Origin of the sequence: Acidovorax sp., assembly GCF_046339755.1 — a bacterium.
Classification (GTDB): Bacteria; Pseudomonadota; Gammaproteobacteria; order Burkholderiales; family Burkholderiaceae_C; genus Acidovorax.
Genome location: NZ_JBKDTZ010000194.1, coordinates 1 through 19,783, shown reverse-complemented (window position 1 = coordinate 19,783; position 19,783 = coordinate 1). Strand labels below are relative to the sequence as shown.

Annotated in this window: 20 protein-coding genes; 8 read left to right on the top strand and 12 right to left on the bottom strand. The window is 67.5% G+C overall.

Annotated features, from left to right (window positions below):
* A partial coding sequence (locus ACK59X_RS16010) for an FAD-dependent oxidoreductase (protein ID WP_409958692.1) occupies positions 1-1,478 on the bottom strand: 1,478 nt, incomplete at its 3' end.
* Positions 1,479-1,585: 107 nt separating this feature from the next.
* On the opposite strand from ACK59X_RS16010, the gene ACK59X_RS16005 reads away from it, so the two are divergent.
* A complete protein-coding gene (locus ACK59X_RS16005) occupies positions 1,586-2,221 on the top strand; it encodes a TetR/AcrR family transcriptional regulator (protein WP_409958690.1) in 636 nt (211 codons plus the stop codon).
* A 7-nt stretch (positions 2,222-2,228) separates the two neighbouring features.
* On the opposite strand, the gene ACK59X_RS16000 is transcribed toward ACK59X_RS16005, so the two are convergent.
* Complete coding sequence (locus ACK59X_RS16000) at positions 2,229-2,624, bottom strand: hypothetical protein (protein ID WP_409958688.1); 396 nt, start codon at positions 2,622-2,624, stop codon at positions 2,229-2,231.
* 274 nt (positions 2,625-2,898) lie between these two features.
* On the opposite strand from ACK59X_RS16000, the gene ACK59X_RS15995 reads away from it, so the two are divergent.
* Genes ACK59X_RS15995 through ACK59X_RS15985 form a run of 3 tightly spaced genes read left to right on the top strand, consistent with a single transcriptional unit; the run spans position 2,899 to position 4,690 of the window.
* Complete coding sequence (locus tag ACK59X_RS15995; RefSeq protein WP_409958686.1) at positions 2,899-3,564, top strand: hypothetical protein; 666 nt, start codon at positions 2,899-2,901, stop codon at positions 3,562-3,564.
* Between the two features lie 19 nt (positions 3,565-3,583).
* The gene (locus tag ACK59X_RS15990) at positions 3,584-4,123 is read left to right on the top strand and encodes a hypothetical protein (RefSeq protein ID WP_409958684.1); all 540 of its coding nucleotides are present in this window, start codon (positions 3,584-3,586) and stop codon (positions 4,121-4,123) included.
* A 45-nt stretch (positions 4,124-4,168) separates the two neighbouring features.
* On the top strand, positions 4,169-4,690 hold the full coding sequence (locus tag ACK59X_RS15985; RefSeq protein ID WP_409958682.1) for a hypothetical protein: 522 nt from the start codon (positions 4,169-4,171) through the stop codon (positions 4,688-4,690).
* Between the two features lie 18 nt (positions 4,691-4,708).
* Here ACK59X_RS15985 and ACK59X_RS15980 read toward each other — a convergent pair whose 3' ends face one another.
* On the bottom strand, positions 4,709-4,936 hold the full coding sequence (locus tag ACK59X_RS15980) for a SlyX family protein (protein WP_409958680.1): 228 nt from the start codon (positions 4,934-4,936) through the stop codon (positions 4,709-4,711).
* Positions 4,936-6,126 (bottom strand): PLP-dependent aminotransferase family protein, encoded by a 1,191-nt coding sequence (locus ACK59X_RS15975; protein ID WP_409958678.1) that lies wholly within the window; start codon positions 6,124-6,126, stop codon positions 4,936-4,938. Before ACK59X_RS15975 ends, ACK59X_RS15980 begins: the two co-directional genes overlap by 1 nt.
* A gap of 108 nt (positions 6,127-6,234) precedes the next feature.
* Here ACK59X_RS15975 and ACK59X_RS15970 point away from each other — a divergent pair, with 108 nt between their 5' ends.
* The gene (locus ACK59X_RS15970; protein ID WP_409958676.1) at positions 6,235-6,711 is read left to right on the top strand and encodes a GyrI-like domain-containing protein; all 477 of its coding nucleotides are present in this window, start codon (positions 6,235-6,237) and stop codon (positions 6,709-6,711) included.
* A gap of 74 nt (positions 6,712-6,785) precedes the next feature.
* Here ACK59X_RS15970 and ACK59X_RS15965 read toward each other — a convergent pair whose 3' ends face one another.
* From ACK59X_RS15965 to ACK59X_RS15950, 4 genes are read right to left on the bottom strand one after another with little or no spacing between them, the layout of a single operon-like run.
* On the bottom strand, positions 6,786-8,114 hold the full coding sequence (locus tag ACK59X_RS15965; RefSeq protein ID WP_409958674.1) for an MmgE/PrpD family protein: 1,329 nt from the start codon (positions 8,112-8,114) through the stop codon (positions 6,786-6,788).
* Positions 8,115-8,172: 58 nt separating this feature from the next.
* Positions 8,173-10,257: an acetate--CoA ligase family protein gene (locus ACK59X_RS15960; RefSeq protein ID WP_409958672.1), complete on the bottom strand. Its 2,085-nt coding sequence runs from the start codon at positions 10,255-10,257 to the stop codon at positions 8,173-8,175.
* A 4-nt stretch (positions 10,258-10,261) separates the two neighbouring features.
* Positions 10,262-11,062: an enoyl-CoA hydratase/isomerase family protein gene (locus ACK59X_RS15955; RefSeq protein ID WP_409958670.1), complete on the bottom strand. Its 801-nt coding sequence runs from the start codon at positions 11,060-11,062 to the stop codon at positions 10,262-10,264.
* 17 nt (positions 11,063-11,079) lie between these two features.
* A complete protein-coding gene (locus ACK59X_RS15950) occupies positions 11,080-12,078 on the bottom strand; it encodes a tripartite tricarboxylate transporter substrate binding protein (protein WP_409958669.1) in 999 nt (332 codons plus the stop codon).
* 160 nt (positions 12,079-12,238) lie between these two features.
* Here ACK59X_RS15950 and ACK59X_RS15945 point away from each other — a divergent pair, with 160 nt between their 5' ends.
* Positions 12,239-13,036 (top strand): IclR family transcriptional regulator, encoded by a 798-nt coding sequence (locus tag ACK59X_RS15945; RefSeq protein ID WP_409958667.1) that lies wholly within the window; start codon positions 12,239-12,241, stop codon positions 13,034-13,036.
* 74 nt (positions 13,037-13,110) lie between these two features.
* Here the strand turns inward: ACK59X_RS15945 and ACK59X_RS15940 are convergent, their stop codons facing one another.
* From ACK59X_RS15940 to ACK59X_RS15930, 3 genes are all read right to left on the bottom strand, one after another.
* Positions 13,111-14,160, bottom strand: a complete 1,050-nt coding sequence (locus ACK59X_RS15940) for an alpha/beta hydrolase family protein (RefSeq protein WP_409958665.1) — start codon at positions 14,158-14,160, stop codon at positions 13,111-13,113.
* A 166-nt stretch (positions 14,161-14,326) separates the two neighbouring features.
* Positions 14,327-15,319 (bottom strand): Bug family tripartite tricarboxylate transporter substrate binding protein, encoded by a 993-nt coding sequence (locus tag ACK59X_RS15935; RefSeq protein WP_409958663.1) that lies wholly within the window; start codon positions 15,317-15,319, stop codon positions 14,327-14,329.
* A gap of 67 nt (positions 15,320-15,386) precedes the next feature.
* The gene (locus ACK59X_RS15930; RefSeq protein WP_409958661.1) at positions 15,387-16,862 is read right to left on the bottom strand and encodes an amidase; all 1,476 of its coding nucleotides are present in this window, start codon (positions 16,860-16,862) and stop codon (positions 15,387-15,389) included.
* A 121-nt stretch (positions 16,863-16,983) separates the two neighbouring features.
* Between ACK59X_RS15930 and ACK59X_RS15925 the strand changes: the two genes are divergently transcribed.
* A complete protein-coding gene (locus ACK59X_RS15925; protein ID WP_409958659.1) occupies positions 16,984-17,901 on the top strand; it encodes a LysR substrate-binding domain-containing protein in 918 nt (305 codons plus the stop codon).
* A gap of 4 nt (positions 17,902-17,905) precedes the next feature.
* Here the strand turns inward: ACK59X_RS15925 and ACK59X_RS15920 are convergent, their stop codons facing one another.
* On the bottom strand, positions 17,906-18,322 hold the full coding sequence (locus ACK59X_RS15920) for a GNAT family N-acetyltransferase (protein WP_409958657.1): 417 nt from the start codon (positions 18,320-18,322) through the stop codon (positions 17,906-17,908).
* Between the two features lie 278 nt (positions 18,323-18,600).
* On the opposite strand from ACK59X_RS15920, the gene nth reads away from it, so the two are divergent.
* Entirely contained in the window at positions 18,601-19,239 is a 639-nt protein-coding gene (nth, locus tag ACK59X_RS15915) for an endonuclease III (protein ID WP_409958655.1), read from the top strand.
* Positions 19,240-19,783 lie beyond the last annotated feature (544 nt).

Genomic DNA, 19,783 nt, shown 5'->3' with positions numbered 1-19,783 from the left:
GGGATCTTCGGGTCGCGCGGGCTCACGCCCGTGGCGATCACCACCTCGTCGTAGCCCGTGAGGTCGGCTGCCTGCGCGGGCGTGGACAGGTGCAGGTGCACGCCCGTGTCCTCCACGCGCGTGGCCAGGTCGCGCAGCATTTCGTGGAACTCTTCCTTGACCGGCTCCTGCTTGGCCATGTTGAGCTGGCCGCCGATGGCATCGGCGGCATCGAACAGGTGCACCTCGTGCCCGCGCTCGGCGGCCACGGTGGCGGCGGTCAGGCCGGCTGGCCCCGCGCCCACCACGGCGATGCGCTTGGGCTTTTGCTGCTGCGTGAGCGGCGTGTAAACCAGCAGCGTCTCATGGCAGGCACGCGGGTTCACCAGGCAGCTGCTGGTCTTGGCCTTGAACACATGGTCCAGGCAGGCCTGGTTGCAGGCGATGCAGGTGTTGATGCGGTCGGCCTTGCCTGCGGCGGCCTTGTTCACAAAGGCCGGGTCGGCCAGCAGCGGGCGCGCCATGGAGACCATGTCGGCGCAGCCGTCGGCCAGCACTGCTTCAGCCACCTCGGGCGTGTTGCTGCGGTTGGAGGTGACGAGCGGCGTGGCGATGCCGGCGGCCGCGAACTCGGCCTTCATCTTCTGCGTGACCCAGGCAAACGCCGCGCGCGGCACGCTGGTGGCGATGGTCGGTATGCGCGCCTCGTGCCAGCCGATGCCGGTGTTGACGATGCTGGCGCCGCCCGTGGCCACGGCCTTGCCCAGGGTGACGATCTCGTCCCAGGCGCTGCCGCCGGGCACCAGGTCGATCATGGACAGGCGGTAGATGATGATGAAGTCCGGCCCCACGGCCTCGCGCATGCGCGCCAGGATCTCCACCGGCAGGCGCATGCGCTGGCTGTAATCACCGCCCCAGGCATCGGTGCGCCGGTTGGTGGCGGCGGAGAGAAACTGGTTGATCAGATAGCCCTCGGAGCCCATGACTTCCACCCCGTCGTACCCCGCCTCGCGCGCCCGCTGGGCGCAGTTGACGAAGGCGCGGATCTGCCGCTCCACCCCGCCGGCCGAGAGCGCAAACGGTGTGAACGGCGTGATCGGTGACTGCAGCCGCGAGGGCGCCACCGCCAGCGGGTGGTAGGCATAGCGTCCCGTGTGCAGGATCTGCAGCGCGATCTTGCCACCCGCGCTGTGCACCGCCTCGGTCACCACCTTGTGGCGCCGCGCCGCGCCTGCGGTGGACAGCGTGCCCGCAAACGGTTTGGTCCAGCCCGCGATGTTGGGCGCGAAGCCCCCCGTCACGATCAGCCCCACCCCGCCCTCGGCCCGCTCGCGGAAATAGGCCGCCATGCGTGAGAGGTCGCGCGCATCTTCGAGCCCCGTGTGCATGGAGCCCATGAGCACGCGGTTCTTGATCTGGGTGAACCCGAGGTCCAACGGGGCGAGCAGGTGGGGGTACAGGGCGTGGCCGGGCGGCAACTCGCTGGCGATGGATTTCATGGTCGAACGGGCGCGTGGGGCGCCATAGGGTTGAAGATGCAGCCAGAAACACCCGCACAAGCGTTTCTAGAATGTTTTTCTAGAACTTTATTCTAGAATGCACTTCCATGGCAAGCCGCAGTTCAACCAAGAGCACCACCTCCATCCCACCCGCCGAGGCCACCGACCGGCGCCAGGAGATCCTGAACGCCGCCCTGGCCTGCGCTGCGCAGGCAGGGGTGGAGGCGGTCTCCATCGACGGCGTGCGCGCACGCTGCGGCGCCAGCGTGGGCAGCATCTACCACCACTTCGGCAGCAGGGAGGGCATCGTCGCGGCGCTGTTCTTCGAGATCTTCCACACGCAGTCGCACAGCATCCAGGCCCAGCTCGATGCCTCGGTCGGCGTGGAAGCCGGGGTGAAGGCCCTGGTGACCGGCTATCTCGACTGGGTGGTGGCGCAGCCGCTGCAGGCGCGCTTTCTGTTCCAGGCGCGCGGCTCTGTCGCCGCTGGCCCGCGCAGCGCCGATCTGGCCGAGGCGGCGCGCGGCCGCAACCAGGCCCTGGTGGCCTGGTTCGAGCCGCATCGGCAAGGCGGCGCATTGCGCGACCTGCCCTGCGAGCTGATGCCTTCGCTGGTGATGGGGCCGGTGCAGAGCTATTGCCGGGCGTGGTTGTCGGATCGTGCGGGCCAGGGGGGTCTGCCCTCGCCAGACGTCTACCGCAGCGAACTCGCGGCGGCGGCATGGCGGGCGGTACGGGCCTGAAGCCCCGTCAGCCGGACCCACCGCGCTTGCGGGCGAGAATCCGGTGCGCCAGCCAGCAGAGCAAGGCACCTGCGGGCCCGATGACCAGCAGGTTCCACAGCGGCATGAACAGCAGGCCGAGTGCCGCCGTCGATCCCTTGGGGGCGATGAAGACGCTGTAGTGCATGAACCCGTCCGCCACAAGGCATGCCGCTGCGGCTCCCAGACCCCACACCACGCGGCGCCCCCGTGCCAGCACCGCAGCAATGGCATAAGGGGCACTCGACCAGAGCAGCAGGCCGATGAGAAAAGCGATGGCGCCCGAGCCGCCCTCGGCCTTGAAAAGGGCGGTGTAGAGGTGCAGCGCCACGCCCGCGCTGCACAGGGTCAGGGCGGTGGTCTTCGCGAGGTGGGAGGATGGCATGGCATTCAACCGGTAAAGGACGGTCTTGGGCAGTTGGGCAGGCGTGGCCGCAGGGCTTCGAGGTCTTGATGGCGGCGTCGCGCGGATGCCCGCCGCGCCCGATGATAGTCCGGTATGGACGCCTGGCGGCAGCGCATGGGTGCGGCCACGCCGTTGTGGCAGAAAGCCCAAGGAACTTTGCGGCTTACAAAAATGCCTTGGACTGATGCTAAACCCGTTTACGATTTCGCGGCAAGCGCCTTCCCAAAATGGCGTACCTGAGGGACTTCCGTTCATGCTGGGCAAAGACTTCGACCGTATCGCAGACGCGTACCTGCTCCATCAATCCATTGTCCCTGCATGGACCGGGGTGGGTCCGGGCAGCTTTATCCGCAACGACGTCGGCGGCTTCGACAAACTGGCCTTCGACCCCGGCCGTGGCTTCGAGAACTTCGCCGTGCTGATTTCCTACCAGCCCTCGGACCTCACGGATTTCATGGAAGCGCTGCAGGGCCAACCCTACGACCCTGTCGCCAGCGGATTCATCTGCGGCCCCTACCTCAGCCTTGGCAAAGTGGGCCCACGCAGGCACACCTGGCCCTGCCGTACCCAGGAACAACTGCTCTCGTCCCTGGAACGCGTCGTGACCGCGCTCGCCCAGATGGGCGAACCCTGGCTCGCCTCGCTGCGCGACCCCCAGGTGCTGGCGCAGCAGACGGATCCCAATGCGGCGGCCATCGCCGGGTACGCATGGGAGCGGGCTGGCCACCTGCAGAACGCGCATGCGTGCTACCTCGATTGGCTGCAGCGCCTGGAGGGCGGGCAAGAGCTGCTCCAACGCCAACGCAAGAACCTTCCACCCCAAATGATGCAGGAATACCTCTTTCTGGCACAGAAGATGGGCCTGAACAACGAACTGACGGCAAGGTTCCAGGCAGTACTGGCGCAGGCCAGCTATTGAACGCGGGCACATAGCCAGCATGGCAAGTACCTACCGATTCATCGCAGACCCTGCAGACCCATCACCGGTGCTGGCATGGTTCCGGGCCCTCGACCCGGCCCCCGCAGAGGTGCCAACCGCGCGCGCCACGGTGCTGCATTTTGCGCGCATGGGGGCGCTCGCATACCGGGCCGATGGCCGGATCGACGCGACCCGCTCGCCCGTGGTCACGGTGTTTTCGCCCCAGGTGAAACGGGGTGTGCTCTGGACGGTGGGCGAGGTCCATTTTCTCGCCAGCCCCCTGCGCAGCCTGTTCCCCGAGTTGCACCGGGTGGGCAAGGACTTTGCCCGCTGGCTCGCAGGGCACGACTGCGTGTTCTCCCGCAAATCCGGCCCCCACGAATTCGACTACTACCTGGAGGGATCCGTACGCAACTACGACCCGCCGGTGCAGGCGTTCCCCGCAGCGCTGGCCGCCCTCGCCCAGGGGCAGTACTTCGTTGCCGAGGAGGACAACGATGTGCGCCTTGACCAGTTGTGCCGGGCGCTTCGCCTGCGTGGCGTCGCTTGCAGTCCTTGAACGCTGCGCCACCGCCGATCCACCGCCACCCCGCCAAGACCGACCATGCTCAAGCAGGACAAGGAAGACTTCATTGCATTCGCCAGCGGTGGCCGCGAACATACGGCCCAGGTGGTGCAGCGCCTGAATGCGCGCGGGTTGGGCCACTTCGAGGACCATCCCCTGTCCGCCAAACTGGTGCGGCAGCATCTGGCCGGGCTGGTCTCCCTGTGGGATGACAACCCGGTCCCCGATGCGCGCGATTGGGTGCTGCAGTTCGTCGCCGATGCCCAGATCGCCGATGCGCAGGTCCGGCCCATGATCCAGGCGGCGCTGGCCGACAAAGACTGCCCTTTTCTACCGACGGTGCTCTACACCATGGGCACCGCCCCTGCCCTGTTCGAGGACTGCGGAGACCTGCTGCTCGCGCTGGCCAGCCACCCAGACCACGAGGTGCGCTGGCGGGTTGCGTACTTCATCTCCAGGGTGCGCAACCGCAGCGAGCCCATGGTCCGCGCCATCCAGCTGCTGAAGCTTGATCGCTACGATACGACGCAGGTGTATGTCAGGGCCTGCGGCGTCAGCTGACCTCCACGGTGCTTCGCCTCAGTAGTGCGGCGGCAACTCGTCACGCAGGTTGCGCGGCGCCCCGCCCGCACCACCATCCGGCGCCTGCTGCCGCAGCTGGATCACCTCCTGCGTGAGCCGGTCGATCAGCTCCTGCTGGCGGTAGATGGTCATGTTGAGCTGTTCGAGCAGGTCTTCGGTGAAGCTGGCTTTGATCTCCAGGTTCTCCAGCCGCTCGATGAGCTGCTGCTGCGCGTCGCCGTCCATCACACCGCCTGACCGAGGCGCGCCACGCCTTCGCGGATCTTCTCCACATCGGCCGTCGCGAACGACAGGCGCAAGGTGGCGTGGTCGGGGTTGGCGCAGAAGAACGGCGTGCCGGGCACAAAGGCCACGCCCTTTTCAATCGCGCGCTTGGCCAGCACGTTGCCGTCGGCCACCTTGCCGCCGGCACCCGTGAGGCGCGCCCACACGAACAGGCCGCCCTGGGGCTGCACGAATTCGATGGCGTCGCCCAGTTCCTTGCGCAGCGCGTCGCCCATGGCCTGGGCGCGCTCGGCATACACCTTGCGCACCTTGGCCAGGGTGGCTGGCATGCGGCCGGCCTTGAGGTACTGGGCGGCCGTGGCCTGGGCGAAGGTACTGGTGTGCGCATCGCTGAACTGCTTGCACATGGTGGCCTTGGCCAGCAGTTCGGCGGGGGCGATCATCCAGCCCACGCGCAGGCCGGGCGAGAGCACCTTGCTCATGGAGCCGCAGTGCGCCAGCAGCTCGCGGCTGCCGGGCACGCTGGCCGACAGGTTGAGCAGGCTCGGTGGCGGGGCTTCGCCGAAGTACAGGTCGCCGTAGGGGTCGTCCTCGACGATCAGGGTCTGGTGCTTGACGGCCATCTGCAGCACGGCCTTGCGGCGTTCCAGGCTGAGCATGGCGCCGCTGGGGTTGCCGAAGGTGGGGATCAGGTAGACGAATTTGGGCTTGTGCTCGGCGATGAGCTTTTCCAGCTCGTCGGTCTTCACGCCGTTGGCGTCGATGGGCGCGCTGATCAGTTCGGCGCCGTACAGGCGGAAGCACTGGATGGTGGCCAGGAAGGTCGGGCCTTCGACGATGACCTTGTCGCCGGGGCTGATGAGGGTCTTGCCCAGCAGGTCCAGCGCCTGCTGGCTGCCGGTGGTGACGATCAGGTTCTCGGGGGCCAGGTCCGTGGCTCCCTTGCTGGCCATGAAGGCGGCGAGCTGTTCGCGCAGGGGCTGGTAGCCTTCGGTGGCACCGTACTGCAGCGCGGCGCCGGGCTCCTCCGTCAGGGCCTGGTTGCTGGCCTCGCGGATGCCTTCCACGTCGAACATGGCGCTGTCGGGGAAACCACCGGCAAAGCTGATGATGCCGGGCTTGCCCAGGAGCTTGAACAGCTCGCGGATGGCGGAGGTTTCTACATTGTTCAGGCGGTCGGCGAATTGCATGGAGTGGAATTCCGGTGGACGGTGAATCCGCCATTGTCGCCAATTGGCGCGCAGGTTTCCTGCGGCGTAGACTTGCCCTTCGACAGAATTCCCCTGGAGACCTGTGCCATGCCCCTGGAAATCCGCCAGCTACCGAAGATGCGCCTTGCCTACATGCGCCACACGGGACCCTACGGCCCGGCCCTGGGTACGCTGTGGGAGCGCTTTGGCCAATGGTGCGCCGAGCACCGCCTGAGCGAGCCGCGCCCCAAATTCTATGGCATCAGCCTCGACGACCCGGCCTGCACGCCGCCGGAGCAATGCCGCTACGACGCCTGCCTGCAGGTCGGCGTGGGCCTGCGCACGGGGACCGAAGCACAGGTGCAGGATTTTGAGGGCGGCGACTATGCGTGCAAGCGCTTCGAAGGCACGGGCGCCGAGATCGGTGCGGCCTGGGCCGGCATGGGCGCCCCGGGGCAAATCCCCGAGGGATGGGTGCTGGATGCGCGGCCGGCCATCGAGGTCTATGGCGAGGACTTTGCAATGGACCCAGAGACCGGAGTCTTCGCATGCTGGCTCTATGTGGCAGTGAGGCGCGCAGCCTGATCCACCCCTACCGCCTGTGGCTTCGGAACAGATGGGCCTGCGCGGACCCATCGAAATGCAGGGCGCGCCAGCCATCACAGCGCAAGGGTTGCGCTTGCGTCCAGCGCCCAAAGCCTGGCCAGCAGCGACTGGGCCCGAGCCGGGCCGATGGCAGGCCCTGCCAGCTCCAGAAACTTGCCTTCCAGCTCGGCGTCCGTGAGCGCCTGCTCCGGGTCGCCTTTGCGGTTGGGCTGAAAGTGCGTGAGCAGGAGGCCGTCCACCGTCTCGATGTCGATGCGCGCAGCCCGCTGGCCAGGAAAGGCGGCATCGAGCACCGGATCCACCTCGACAGCAATGCGCTCCATCAACGCGCGGGTAGCGGGGTCGTCCAGGCGGTCTGGTTCGTAGGCTGCCAGGCGAACGCTGCCGTGCGACAGCGCAGTGGCCACCACGTAGCTCAGGCTGAAGCGCGCTTCGTTGGCCGTGGTGGGGCGTGTGTAGCAGGCGATGTCGAGGGCGGGACGGTAGGTCGCCACCCGCACGCTCTTGATCTGCTCGGCTTGAAGCTTGTGGCGCTGCCGCAGTTCCAGCGCACCATCGATGGCGGCAAACGTGTGGCCGCACCCGATGTGGTTCTTGAAGGTCAGGCGGGTGATGTGAAAGTCCCGCCCCAGCGTTGCGCCGACCTGGGACCAGTCGGGGCCATTGCTCATGGCCTGGCCCAAACCGGCTTCCCCGTCCAGCACGTCGAGCGATCCGGTCAGGCCGCGCGAGGCCAGTTGCGCGGCCAGCAAGCCCGCTTCGGCCGCGCGCCCTGCGTGCAGGGGCTTGGACATCGAGTCCATGCGGAACGCCTGCTGAAGCCCGGCTGCAAAGGTCGCGGCGGTTGCCAGCGCGTGGGCGAACGCAGGCCCATCGAGCCGCATGAGCCCGCCCACTGCTGCCGCCGCACCGAAGCTGCCCACGGTGCCGGTGCTGTGCCAGAACTGGTAGTGGGGCCGGCCCATCACGACGCCGATGCGGGTGGACACCTCGTAGCCGAGCACCACGCCGCGCAGAAAATCAAGGCCCGAGACGCCCAGGTCCTGCCCCGCAGCCAAGGCGGCCGCAATGGTGGCGGCACCCGGGTGGTACATCGCATCGCGAAAGCTGTCGTCCACCTCAGCCGCATGCGCCGCGGCGCCGTTGATGAGTGCGGCGGTGCGCGCGGTGCTGGCACGCCCGCCTCCGAGGAAGGCGCGCCCCCGGTCGAGGTCGTCCACCAGGGTCTGCTCCAGGATCGCGACGGGCGGCGTGTTCAGGCCCGGGAACAGGGAGGCGTACCAATCGATCACGGCACGCTTGGCGTGGTGGATCACCTCGCCAGGCAGCGGTTGCCGCTGGAACTCGGTGGCATACCGGGCAAAGATTTCTGTAGCGTGCATTTCAGGTTTCCAGACAGGGGGACAGATTTTCAAGCACTTCGTGCCCGCTTCGGTGCCTTCAGGCCAGCACCACCACGCCGTCGGCCGCGCGAACGCCCTGGCCCTGGGGCAGCACGAACACCGGGTTGATCTCGGCTTCGACCAGGCGCTCGCCGAGCTGGGCCGCCATCTGCGAGAAGGCCACGATGGCGGTGACCAGCGCATCGACGTCGGCCAGGGGCCGGCCACGAAAGCCATCCAGCAGCGGCCAGGTCTTGAGCTCGCGCGCCATGGCCAGCGCGTCGGCACGCGGCAGCCCGCCGGCAGGCGGCAGCAGGCGCATGCTCGTGTCCTTGAACAGCTCGGCCGTGACGCCGCCCATGCCCAGCAAAATGGCCGTACCCAGCGCGTCGCGGTGCATGCCCAGGATCAGCTCGGTGCCGCCACCGACCATCTCCTGGACGAGGAAGCGCTTGGGAAGCACACCGGCCTTGGCCTCGACTTCCGACGCCATGGCGGTGAGGCGCGCACCGATGGTCTCGGCCGTCAGGTTGACCGCCACACCGCCCACGTCGCTCTTGTGCGTGATCTCGGCCGAGAGAATCTTCAGCACCACGCGGCCCCCCAGTTCCCGCGCTGCGGCTTCGGCCTCGACCGGGGAGCTGACGATGCGTTCCCCCGCGCAATGCACGCCGAAGCGCGCGAACAGCTGCTTGGCCTGGTATTCGTCCAGTGCGCCGGTAGGCAGGCCGTCCACCGCCACCAATGCTGCGGACACGCTGGATTCAACCTGCGGTTGCACCTGTGCAGCCTGGAACATGGCGCGCAGGGCCGCCGTGCAGCTCTCTGCGGCGGCGAAAGCGGGTACGCCACGCTGCGTCAGCAGCGCACCCACTTCAGGCGCATGCGGACTGACGTAGGCGATCACCGGCTTGTCGGAATGGGGCAGGCAGTCCTCTATGGCACCGGCCAGCAGCTCGGGCATGGCCAGGCTGGAGGAGCCCACGATGATGGTCAACGCGTCGTAGCTCGGGCTTTTGAGCAGCACCTTGATGGCGCCGCGCAGCAGGTCGGGTTGGAGGCCGGCCAGCGTCACGTCGATGGGGTTGCGGTCCAGTACGGCATGGTCGCCGGTCTGCAGCGCGCGCAGGGCCTCGGCGGTGGCCGCATCGGGCGCGGGGGTGTCGAAGCCAGCCATGCCCAGGTCGTCTGACACCAGCGTACCGGCGCCGCCGGTGGAGGTCAGGATGGCGACGCGCTTGCCATGCAGCTTGCGGCCGGTGGCCAGCGCGGCCGGAATGTCCAGCAGGTCGCTGAAGGTCTGCGCCCGGATCACGCCTACCTGCTTGAACAGCGCGTCGTACATGCGGTCGGCGCCAGCCAGCGCACCGGTGTGCGAGACGGCAGCCTTTGCACCCGCTTCGGAGCGGCCGATCTTGAACGCCACCACCGGCTTGCCGGCGCGCGCCGCCTTGAGGCAGGCACTGCGGAACCTGGCGGGATCGCGCACGGTCTCCACATACAGGGCAATGACCTTGGTGGCCTCGTCATCGGCCAGGTGGTCGATGAAGTCGGCCAGTTCCAGGTCCACCTCGTTGCTGGTGGAGATCAATTTGGACAAGCCCACGCCACGCGCCGCAGCGCGCGACAGCAGTGCGCCAAGGATGCCACCGCTTTGCGACACGACGCCAATGCCGCCCACCGGGAAATGCTCCATCTCCAGCGCACCAGTGGCCGACAGCACGATGGAGTCGGTCAGGTTGACGAGGCCGATGGTGTTGGGGCCCAGGATGCGCATGCCGCCCGCAGCCTCGATCAGTTGCTGCTGCCGGCGTGCGCCGCCTTCGCCGGTTTCGGTGTAGCCGCTGGCCAGGACGATGGCCGCGGCAGTGCCCCGGGCTGCGAGGTCCCGCACGGCCAGGTGCGCCCGCTCCGCGCCCAGCAGGACGATGCCGACGTCAGGCACCGCAGGCAGCGAAGCGATGTCCGGGTAGCAGACCAGGTCGCCGATCCGGTCCACTTTGGGGTTGACCGGGTAGATATCGCCGGCAAAGCCGTGCTTGCGCAGATAGGACACGGGGCGGCCCGCGGTCTTGGCGGCATCGGCGGATGCGCCAATGATGGCCACGCTGCGGGGTTGGAGGAGGCGTGAAATGGCGTTCATGGAACTACTCCTTGCTGGCCGTTGCCGAAGCCTTTGCCAGAAAGGCCATCACCGCTTCGCGGTGCTCGGTGCTCGTGTAGCAGATGCCTTGTGCCTGGCTGCCTTGTGCGAACACCTGCTGCGCCGACATCTCGAAGCTCTGGTCCAGGATCACCTTGCCCAGCGCCAGCGCGGTGGCAGAGCCCTTGCTGAGCTCGGCTGCCCACGCCTGCGCATCGGCCACCAGCGTTTGCGCCGAGGTCTTGCGATCGACGATGCCCATGGCCAGCGCCTCGTCCACATCGACCCTGCGGCCGGTGAAGATCAGTTCCTTGGCCTTGGGCAGACCAACGCGGCGGGGCAGGAAGTACATGCCGCCGCCATCGGGAATGATGCCGCGGTGGATGTAGGACCAGGAGAAATTCGCCCATTCATTGGCGATGATGAAGTCGCATGCCAGCGCGGTGTCGGCGCCCAGCCCGGACGCCGCGCCGTTGACGGCGGCGATGGTGGGCTTGGGCATGGTGTGCAGCAGGGTCTGCGTGTAGTGCACACGCTGCTGCCGGTACCAGCCGTTGAACGCGATGTCCCCGGTGGGTGCGTTCATGCGGCGCTCCATGCCGGAGATGTCACCGCCCGCACAGAAACCCTTGCCATTGCCGGTGAGCACCAGCGCGCGTATCGATTTTTCGGCGCTGACATGCTCCAGCGCCGCGATGAACTCGGTGCGCATATCGTCGCTCATCGCATTGCGCTTGTCAGGGCGGTTCAGCGTGAGCGTGGCGATTCCATGGGTGACGTTGAGTTCAATGAGCTCTGTGGTCATTTTCTGCTTTCGAGTGGCTAGTCGTTGGTGATCTTGTTGTCCTTGACGACCTTGCGCCAGCGGGCTTCTTCGCCCTTGGCGTAGGTGTCGAATTCCTGGGGTGAACTGCCCTTGACGATGAGACCTTCGGCTTCCATCTTCTTGCGGAAGACATCGGTGAAGACCGCTTTCCTGGCCGCTGCGTTGAGCTTTTCGATCACATCAGCGGGTGTCCCTGCAGGGGCAAAGAGGCCATACCAGCTGTCGGCCACGTACCCTGGAACGCCGCTCTCCGCGACGGTCGGTACCTTGGACAGGACATGAGCGCTGGAGCGTGTCGCCGTCGTCACGGCCAACGCCCGCAATTGCCCCTTGGCGATCATGGTTCCCACGGCTGCGGCCGTGGCAAACATCACATCCACCTGACCGCCCAGCAGATCGGTGAGGGCGGGCCCGGCTCCGCGATAGGGCACATGGATCAGGTTCGTTGCGGTGAGGTTCTTGAACAATTCACCAGCCAGATGGGCCGATGTGCCCGCCCCCTGCGACGCAAAGGAGATCTTGCCTGGGGACGCCTTGGCGGCGGCGATGACGTCCTTCACGGATTTGTAGGGGCTGCTGGCCCGCACGACCAGGACATTGGGAGATACGCCCACCAGCATCACGGGAGCAAACGCTGTTTCATGGCTGTATGGCAGCTTGGGCTGAATGCTGGGGTTGACCACATGCGCCACGGTCGCCATCACCAGGGTGTAGCCGTCGGGCGCGCTCTTGGCTGCCGTATCGGTTCCGATGATGGTTCCAGCGCCGGGCTTGTTGTCGATGATCACCGGCTGGCCCAGCTCCTGACCCATGACCACGGTCATGGAGCGGGCCACCAGATCCGTACCGCCACCCGGCGCAAATGGCACGATGATGCGAACCGGTTTGTCGGGGAACCCAGCATGGGCAGGAACGGCGTGCAGACCGCTCAAGACCGCTGCAGCCGCGATGGCCGATGTGATGCGCAAACGCGCAGAAATCAGGGTTTGGTGCATTTCTTGTCTCCATTCATCAAGGATTTGACCCACGGCAAGTGGCCTCAAGGAGCGGCTTCGTCGGCCGCCTCACTCACAGGGTTAGCGTAAGAGAACGCCTTCTCCCGTGCACCCCCTTCATTCCACTGGTTGGAAATGAAAAACATCCACAATGGCTACCATGAACCCACCGCCCAGCAGTGCCGCAAGACGCAAGAACCATGAGGAACCCACGCTGAACCGGTCGCTGGAGCGCGGGGTGGAGCTCCTGCGGGCGTTTCGGCCTGGCGCTGATCTGCTGGGAAACGGCGAGCTGGCGGAGCGCACGGGGCTCTCGCGGGCCACCGTCAGCAGACTGGCGCAGACCCTGGTGCAGTGCGGTCTGCTGGAACACGACGGCGCGCGGCGCGCCTATCGGCTTGCGGCCCCGGTACTGAGCTTTGCGCACGCCATGCGATCGGGCTCACCGGTGCTGCAGGTCGCGGCCCCATTGATGCGCACGGCAGCGGAGAAGCTGCGCGTCAATGTGGGGCTGGCCGTGGCGGACCGCGAGGAGATGGTTTACCTGGAGTCCATCCGCTACAACAGAAAGGTATCGCTGCGAAGCGTGGTGGCGGGCCAGCGCGTGCCCATCGAACTCACCTCCCTGGGGCGGGCGTATCTGTGCGCGATCTCCGAAACGCAGCGGCGCGGGCTGATGGCCAGGCTGGGGCAGCAGCGTGCATCCGGCTGGAAGGCACTGCGCGAAGAGATACTCACTGCGGTGCAGCTGTTTGGCGAGAAGGGTTACTGCACTGCCTCCTGGCAGCCCGAGGTGGTCGCCATCGCGATCCCCATCGTCACGCCCTGCGGCGCCATCTACGTGCTCAACATGAGTGTCACCACCCAGCAGAGCGCGCTGGAGATGGAGGCCGAACTCAGCGCGCCCCTCAAAACGCTGGCCGGGAAGATCGCAGATGCGCTTCGGCGCCTGGAATGAGGACGCCGGGCGTCAGCTTTCGCCACAGCAGCCTGCGCAGACCGCAGTGCGTTCTGCGGTAGCGGCGATGCCTATCAGCGCCACTGCTGCTCAAAGAATTCCGCCACATCGCTCTCCAGTTGCGGCTGATAAGCCACACGGTCAAAGCCCGCGGGATTGGCGGCGGCATCGCCCGCATCGGATGGCAGCGGCATGGACGGCTGGGCCATGAAGGCGAAGTGCCCCGCCCCCGACGCCGTGCTGGCCTGGGCCCTGGGCAGGTGGGTGACCACATGGCCGCCGTGGTACTTGCCGACGAGCACCGCATCGCGCTCGGCCACGATGACGCGCACCGGCACGCTCACGGCGGCCAGGCTTTCGGACGTGAATACAACCGCCATGGGGGCCAGGGCTACCACGGCGCGGATGCGCGGGTCGGGTACAGAGACGCGCTGGGCGTCCGGCGCGATGGCAGCGGCAAGTGCCACCGGGGCCTTGGTGCCCGGCCCTGTGGTGGGCAGCTTGCCCAGGGAGCAGAACATGGGGTCGTCCTGCACCGTGCGGCAGTGCATGGCCGCACGCTGGGGCTCGGCTTGCGCACCGGCCAATGCCAGCACGGTGTAGCCGCCGGCGGAATGGCCTACCGCGCCGATGCGGCCGGCCGGAATGCGGCTGCCCCAATCGGGGCTGGCCAGCAAGGCATCGAGCACGCGGCTGACCTGGCGCGGGCGCTCGCCGAAGTAGTGGCCGGAGGTGACCATGGAGCGGTCCTGCCAGTTGTCGCCCGGGTGGCGCAGGGCAGCGACCAGGTAGCCATCCCTGGCCAGCCGCGTGGCCAGGTTGTGGTGGCCCACTTCGGAGCCACCCGTGCCGTGCGAGATCAGCACCAGGCCCTTGAGCGGCGCCTGCGCAGCGGGTGCACCGGGTGCCACCACCGGCTGCCAGGGGCCCATGGGCAGGGCACGGGCCGGCGCAGCGGTGGGGTAGAACAGCGCGACCTGGATGGGGGTGTCGCCGGGAACGGTGAGCGTGCGATAGCCCGCCTGTTGTCCTTGTTCCTGTGCTTGTGTGGCTTGCGCGCCGGCCTGGCCGGCCAGGCCCAGCAGGGCTGCGGCGGCGAGCGTCTGGAACATCAGGTGCATCATGGTGTGTGCCTCAGTGGTTGGACCGCGAAAACAGCGGCATGGACGGCACTGTAGGCAGGCTGGCTGGCCCGGCACACCGGCTTGCGACGAAATGCCGGGAGGCATCGCCAAATGCCGGGATGCAGGCGCGGGCGACGTCCATGCGCCAACGCCCGCCATGGCAAATTCAATCGCTCCGGATATCCGCCCGGGCAGCCACCGCGCGCATGGCCGGCAACTCACGCTCTATGCGCGCACGCAGGCCGCCGCCGTTGGACCACGCAGGGGTCATGCCGATGTCCACCAGCTTCTTCCTGAACTCGGCAGAGGCCATGGTGTCGGCCAGGGCCTTCTCCAGTTTGGCCTGCACGGGCGCGGGCAAGCCAGCCGGGCCGACGAAGGCGAACCACGAACCCATGTCGAAGCCCGCGTAACCGCTTTCTGCCACAGTGGGCAAATTGGGCAGCAGCGCCAGGCGCTGCGCTCCCAGGGCCACGATGGGCTTGATCTTGCCGGCCTTGATGAGCGGGGTGGAGGCCACCACGGTGTCGACCGCGAACTGCACCTGCCCGCCCATCAGCGCCGTGAGGTTGGGCGCGCTGCCGTTGAAGGGCACATGCAGCATCTTCGCGCCGGTGGTGGACTTGAGCACCTCGCCGCCGAAATGCACCGACGAGCCGGTGCCGTAGGAGCCGTACGAGAACTTCTCGGGCGCGGCCTTGGTCTGGGCGATCACCTCCTTGAGCGTGCTGCCGGGTGTGTCGTTGTGGGCCACCAGCAGCAGGCCCATGTCGGCCACCAGGCCCAGCGGCGTGAAGCTACGCACCGGGTCGTACGGCAGGTTGCTGCGGATGGCAGGGTTCAGTGTGAAGGTGGTGTTGGCGCCCAGCAGCAGGGTGTAGCCATCGGCAGGCGCCTTGACGACGATGGAGGCGCCCACCACCGTGCCGGCACCGGCCCGGTTCTCGACCACCATGGGCTGGCCCAGGCGCTCGCCCAGGGCGGTGGCCAGCAGCCGGCCCAGGATGTCGGTGGCGCCGCCGGGTGCAAAGGGCACGATGAGCTTGATCGGCCGGTCGGGGTAGCCTTGTTGCGCCCACGCCCCGGCCGGCGCCGCCAGCAGGGCCGCAGCGGCCACGAGACACGACAGAAAACGGGAACGCGGCATGGCGACGGGCATGGAAAGGCTCTCCGGAAAGAAGACAGGGGGCGACAGGAACGGTGAAGGGGCAAGGTCGCCCGAGGCCTCAGCGCAACAGCGGGCTGGGCACCCGGGAGTAGCCGCTGGCCAGGTCATACGCGTGGCCGATCTGCAGCACGGCGGCATCGGACTGCACGGGGCCGATGATCTGCAGGCCGGCGGGCAGGCCCTCAGGGCCGAAGCCCGCCGGGGCCGCCAGCGCAGGCAGGCCGGCCATGGTGGCGGGCACCACGGCCTCCATCCAGCGGTGGTAGGTGTCCATGCGGCGGCCGGCCACTTCGTGCGGCCAGTCCAGGCTGGCGTCGAAGGGGAACACCTGGGCAGCGGGCAGCACCAGGAAGTCGAAGCGCGTGAACAGCCCGCGCAGGGCCTGGTACCAGGCAGAGCGCACGCGCGCCGCGTCATAGACCTGCATGGCGGTGAGGGTGAGGCCGCGCTGGATTTCCCACACCGCCTCGGGCTTGAGTTGGGCGCGCTTGGCGCCGTCGTGGTACAGGGCCGCATTGGCGCCGGCCACGCTGAAGCTGCGCAGGTCGAGCCAGGCCTTCCACAGCTGCGCCAGGTCGAAATCGACCACGGCCTTCTCGACCGTGCAGCCCACGGTGCGGAAGTGGTCGAGGGCCTTTTCGCAGGTGGTGAAGACCCCGGTTTCAATGGGCAGGTAGCCGCCCAGGTCGCCCAGCCAGCCGATGCGCATGCCCTTGAAGTCGCGCTCCAGCGGCTGGCCGAAGGCGGCCACGTCGTCGCCGCGGCGCGTGAGCGGCAGGCGCGCGTCGAACCCGGCCAGCACCGACAGCAGCAGCGCCAGGTCGGGTATGTTGCGCGCCATGGGCCCGGTCACGCTGAACTGCTGGAAGAACACCTCCTCGGCCGGGCCGTGCGGCACCAGGCCGGGCGAGGTGCGCAGGCCATACACGTTGTTGAAAGCAGCCGGCGTGCGCAACGATCCCATCATGTCCGAGCCATCGGCCACGGGCAGCATGTGCAGGGCCACGGCCACGCCCGCCCCGCCACTGCTGCCGCCAGCTGAGCGCGCCGGGTCGAAGGCATTGCGCGTGGTGCCGTACACCGGGTTGTAGGTGTGCCCGCCCAGGCCGAACTCGGGCGAATTGGTGCGTCCGATGAAGAGCGCACCGCTGGCGCGCATGCGCTCGTAGGCCACCGCATCGGTGCTGGTGACCTGGCCCGCAAAGAGCGGGGAGCCACGCGTGGTGACCATGCCGGCAGCAGGCGCGATGTCCTTGGGCGCCTGGGGCATGCCATGCAGCGGGCCCAGGCTCTGGCCTCGCGCCAGCTGCGCGTCGCGCTCGGCGGCCTGGCCACGCAGGGCATCGCGGTCGGCCATGGCCACCAGGGCGTTGACCACAGGGTTCAGGCGGTCCACCTGGGCCAGGTAGGCATCGAGCACCTCCACACACGAGACCTCGCGGGCCTGGATGGCGCACGACAGGCCCACCGCCGTATGGGCGACGATGCCGCCGGGCGCGATGCCCGTGGACGGCAGGGTGGAGAGGTCAGGCATGGGGGTGATGGATGAATGTGTCATTTCAAAGTCAGCATAGGCAGGCGGCTGCTTTTCTACAATCGCTGATTTCTTCAGTTACCTTTGCGTTTTACGCAAACCGCCGCCCCAAGGGACTTCCATGCTTTCCAGCCGCCTCCAAGACACGGCCCTGCGCTACTTCCTGGAAGTGGTGCGCAGCGGCTCCGTGAGTGAAGCCGCTGTGCGCCTGAACGTATCGCCCTCGGCCGTAAGCCGGCAGGTCGCCGCACTTGAAGATTTGCTGGGCCTGCCGCTGTTCGAGCGGCGACCGCGCGGCATGGCGCCCAGCGCGGCGGGCGAATTGCTGGCCGCCCACGCCCGCCGCGGCGCCATGGAGGCCGACCGCGTGGTGGCCGACATCCAGGCGCTGCAGGGCCTGCACACCGGCCTGGTGCGGGTGTGCAGCTCGGCCGGCTTCGCCATCGAGTTCCTGCCGCGCGTGATGGCGCAGTTCCGCCAGCAGTACCCGGGCATCCAGTTCCATGTCCGGGTGGCCAGCCCGGCGGCAGTGACCACGGCCGTGCTCCACGGCGATGCCGACGTCGGCCTGACCTACAGCCGTTCCGCCGAGCGCGACATCCGCGTGCAGCACCGCGAGGCCTCGCCCGTCATCGCCATCATGCGGCCCGACCATGCGCTGGCGCGCTTCAAGTCGGTCACGCTGGCACAGATGCACCCCTACCCCATCGCCCTGCCCGAGCGCGACAACACCGTGCGCCAGCTGTTCGACATCGGCTGCAGCCAGCGCGGCCTGGTGTTCGAGCCGGTGCTGGTGTGCAACCACTTCGAGACGCTGACCCACTTCGTGCTGCACGGCGGCGGGCTGTCGATATCGGGCGAGGTGACGGTGCGCGACCGCGTGCGCCGCGGCGAGCTGCATGCCGCCCAGATCCGCGAACGGGGCATGAGCGAGCGCGCCGTGGAACTGCAGACGCTGAGCGGCCGCACCCTGCCCGCGGCGGCGCGCATGTTCCTGGAGTTCCTGAGCGCACAGCTGGTGGCGCGGGAAGCGGGGTGATCGATCAGGTCAAGGGCTTGATCAGCACGTACAAGGTCAGCCCCGGGATGTAGTTGTCGATCTGGGCATGACCCCGGTACCCGGCACGCTCGTACATCGCGGCCGTCTTTTGCGACAGCGATTCGATGAGGCTTTCGCTGCATCCGGCTCCTCTGGCGGCCTCCTCGATGCCGGCCAGCAGTCTGCTGCCAAGGCCTTTGCGCCGATGCCCGGCATCCACCCAGAGGTATTCCACATACAGCCGGCCCAGCTCGATCCGACCCACCGCGCCACCGATCAGGTGACCGTTTTCGCGGACCAGGCAGGCCAGCGGCTGAGGCTCTCCTGCACCGACGGATGCACGGTCATGGGCAATGACCGCCTTGGAGATCTGCGCAACCACCCGCCCTTCAGGCGCAAAAGAAGTCTCTAGCTCGTTCATGTTCCACCGCAGCGATTTTTCTGCTGATCTGTTGCGCCACGTAGCCTGCGCCCCGTAGCGCATGGACCCCTTTGCAAAAATGGTGCTGTTCAGGGGTTCACCGCAAACAGCGCCGACGTGCTGGCAAGCAGGCAAGCAGGCAAGCAGGCAAGCCATACAGTCTAGGCAACACCGCATCAATTCGCCGTAAAAAGACGGGGTGAAGCCATCAAATCGCCGTCAAGAACCCTCTGCAGGACAATGCCGCATCCGACAAGAAGACATCCCCCCACCCCACCATGAAAACCGAGCAGATCGAGCCCTTCTTCGCCGCCCTCAAGGCGGCCAACCCCATGCCCAACACGGAGCTGGAGTACACCACCCCGTTCGAACTGCTGGCCGCCGTGCTGCTTTCGGCCCAAGCCACCGACGTGGGTGTGAACAAGGCCACGCGCAAGCTGTTCCCGGTGGCGGGCACGCCGCAGGCCATCCTGGACCTGGGGCTGGAGGGGCTGGAGGGCTACATCAAGACCATCGGCCTGTACCGCACCAAGGCCAAGAACCTGCTGGAGACCTGCCGCATCCTGGTCGAGCAGCACGGCAGCGTGGTGCCGCGCACGCGCGAGGAACTGGAAGCCCTGCCCGGCGTGGGGCGCAAGACGGCCAACGTGGTCCTCAACGTGGCCTTTGGCCAGCCCACGATGGCGGTGGATACGCACATCTTTCGGGTGAGCAACCGCACGGGGCTTGCGCCTGGAAAGGATCCGTTGGCGGTGGAGTTGCAGTTGATGAAGCGGGTGCCCGAAGCGTATGCGGTGGATTCGCACCACTGGCTCATTCTGCTGGGGCGGTATGTGTGCCAGGCGCGCAAGCCGCGGTGTTGGGAGTGTGTGGTGCCGCGGTATTGCGACTTTGAGCCGAAGACGCCGGCACCTTGAGCCTTGAGCCTTGTTGGCGGTGGTTGGGCTCTGCCTTGATTGAGGGCGGGGGCCGGGGTGTGCGCCCGGCGGCGCACCTACCTTCTTTTGCGTCGCCAAAAGAAGGTAGGCCAAGAAAAGGCGACCCCGCTGCCCGTGTCCCCACTCGCCTGGCGGCGAGTGGGGCAGCCTGCGATGCTCGGTCCTGGGGTGCGCCGCAGAACTCGCTGCGTTCTTCGAACTCCGCTCAGACAGCTGCGGCAAGCTAGACAACGATGCGCGTGTCCTTCGGCACGCGCTCACCCCAGGCCCTGCGCTTCTCGGCACGGTCAGAAGGGGGTGGGAGCGGGCTCCACTCGGGCCATTGCTTCGCTCGGCCTGCGGTCCTTCGCTGCGCTCGGCTCGCCGGAGCGATCGCCCAACATGTCGGCAGCGCGCAGCGCGTCCCCGACCCAAGGCGCAGCTGCGAAGCAGCAGCCGTGTTTGTCCCCGCTCCCCACCCCTGCTGGCTGCGCCGAGAAGCGCAGGGGCTGGGGTGGGCGTGTGTGCCGAAGGACACACACGC

Bases quoted from the DNA above. Each gene is read 5' to 3' on its own strand.
- ACK59X_RS16005 (WP_409958690.1), top strand. From the start codon at position 1,586: ATGGCAAGCCGCAGTTCAACCAAGAGCACCACCTCCATCCCACCCGCC.
- ACK59X_RS16000 (WP_409958688.1), bottom strand. From the start codon at position 2,624: ATGCCATCCTCCCACCTCGCGAAGACCACCGCCCTGACCCTGTGCAGC.
- ACK59X_RS15995 (WP_409958686.1), top strand. From the start codon at position 2,899: ATGCTGGGCAAAGACTTCGACCGTATCGCAGACGCGTACCTGCTCCAT.
- ACK59X_RS15990 (WP_409958684.1), top strand. From the start codon at position 3,584: ATGGCAAGTACCTACCGATTCATCGCAGACCCTGCAGACCCATCACCG.
- ACK59X_RS15985 (WP_409958682.1), top strand. From the start codon at position 4,169: ATGCTCAAGCAGGACAAGGAAGACTTCATTGCATTCGCCAGCGGTGGC.
- ACK59X_RS15980 (WP_409958680.1), bottom strand. From the start codon at position 4,936: ATGGACGGCGACGCGCAGCAGCAGCTCATCGAGCGGCTGGAGAACCTG.
- ACK59X_RS15975 (WP_409958678.1), bottom strand. From the start codon at position 6,126: ATGCAATTCGCCGACCGCCTGAACAATGTAGAAACCTCCGCCATCCGC.
- ACK59X_RS15970 (WP_409958676.1), top strand. From the start codon at position 6,235: ATGCCCCTGGAAATCCGCCAGCTACCGAAGATGCGCCTTGCCTACATG.
- ACK59X_RS15965 (WP_409958674.1), bottom strand. From the start codon at position 8,114: ATGCACGCTACAGAAATCTTTGCCCGGTATGCCACCGAGTTCCAGCGG.
- ACK59X_RS15960 (WP_409958672.1), bottom strand. From the start codon at position 10,257: ATGAACGCCATTTCACGCCTCCTCCAACCCCGCAGCGTGGCCATCATT.
- ACK59X_RS15955 (WP_409958670.1), bottom strand. From the start codon at position 11,062: ATGACCACAGAGCTCATTGAACTCAACGTCACCCATGGAATCGCCACG.
- ACK59X_RS15950 (WP_409958669.1), bottom strand. From the start codon at position 12,078: ATGCACCAAACCCTGATTTCTGCGCGTTTGCGCATCACATCGGCCATC.
- ACK59X_RS15945 (WP_409958667.1), top strand. From the start codon at position 12,239: ATGAACCCACCGCCCAGCAGTGCCGCAAGACGCAAGAACCATGAGGAA.
- ACK59X_RS15940 (WP_409958665.1), bottom strand. From the start codon at position 14,160: ATGATGCACCTGATGTTCCAGACGCTCGCCGCCGCAGCCCTGCTGGGC.
- ACK59X_RS15935 (WP_409958663.1), bottom strand. From the start codon at position 15,319: ATGCCCGTCGCCATGCCGCGTTCCCGTTTTCTGTCGTGTCTCGTGGCC.
- ACK59X_RS15930 (WP_409958661.1), bottom strand. From the start codon at position 16,862: ATGCCTGACCTCTCCACCCTGCCGTCCACGGGCATCGCGCCCGGCGGC.
- ACK59X_RS15925 (WP_409958659.1), top strand. From the start codon at position 16,984: ATGCTTTCCAGCCGCCTCCAAGACACGGCCCTGCGCTACTTCCTGGAA.
- ACK59X_RS15920 (WP_409958657.1), bottom strand. From the start codon at position 18,322: ATGAACGAGCTAGAGACTTCTTTTGCGCCTGAAGGGCGGGTGGTTGCG.
- nth (WP_409958655.1), top strand. From the start codon at position 18,601: ATGAAAACCGAGCAGATCGAGCCCTTCTTCGCCGCCCTCAAGGCGGCC.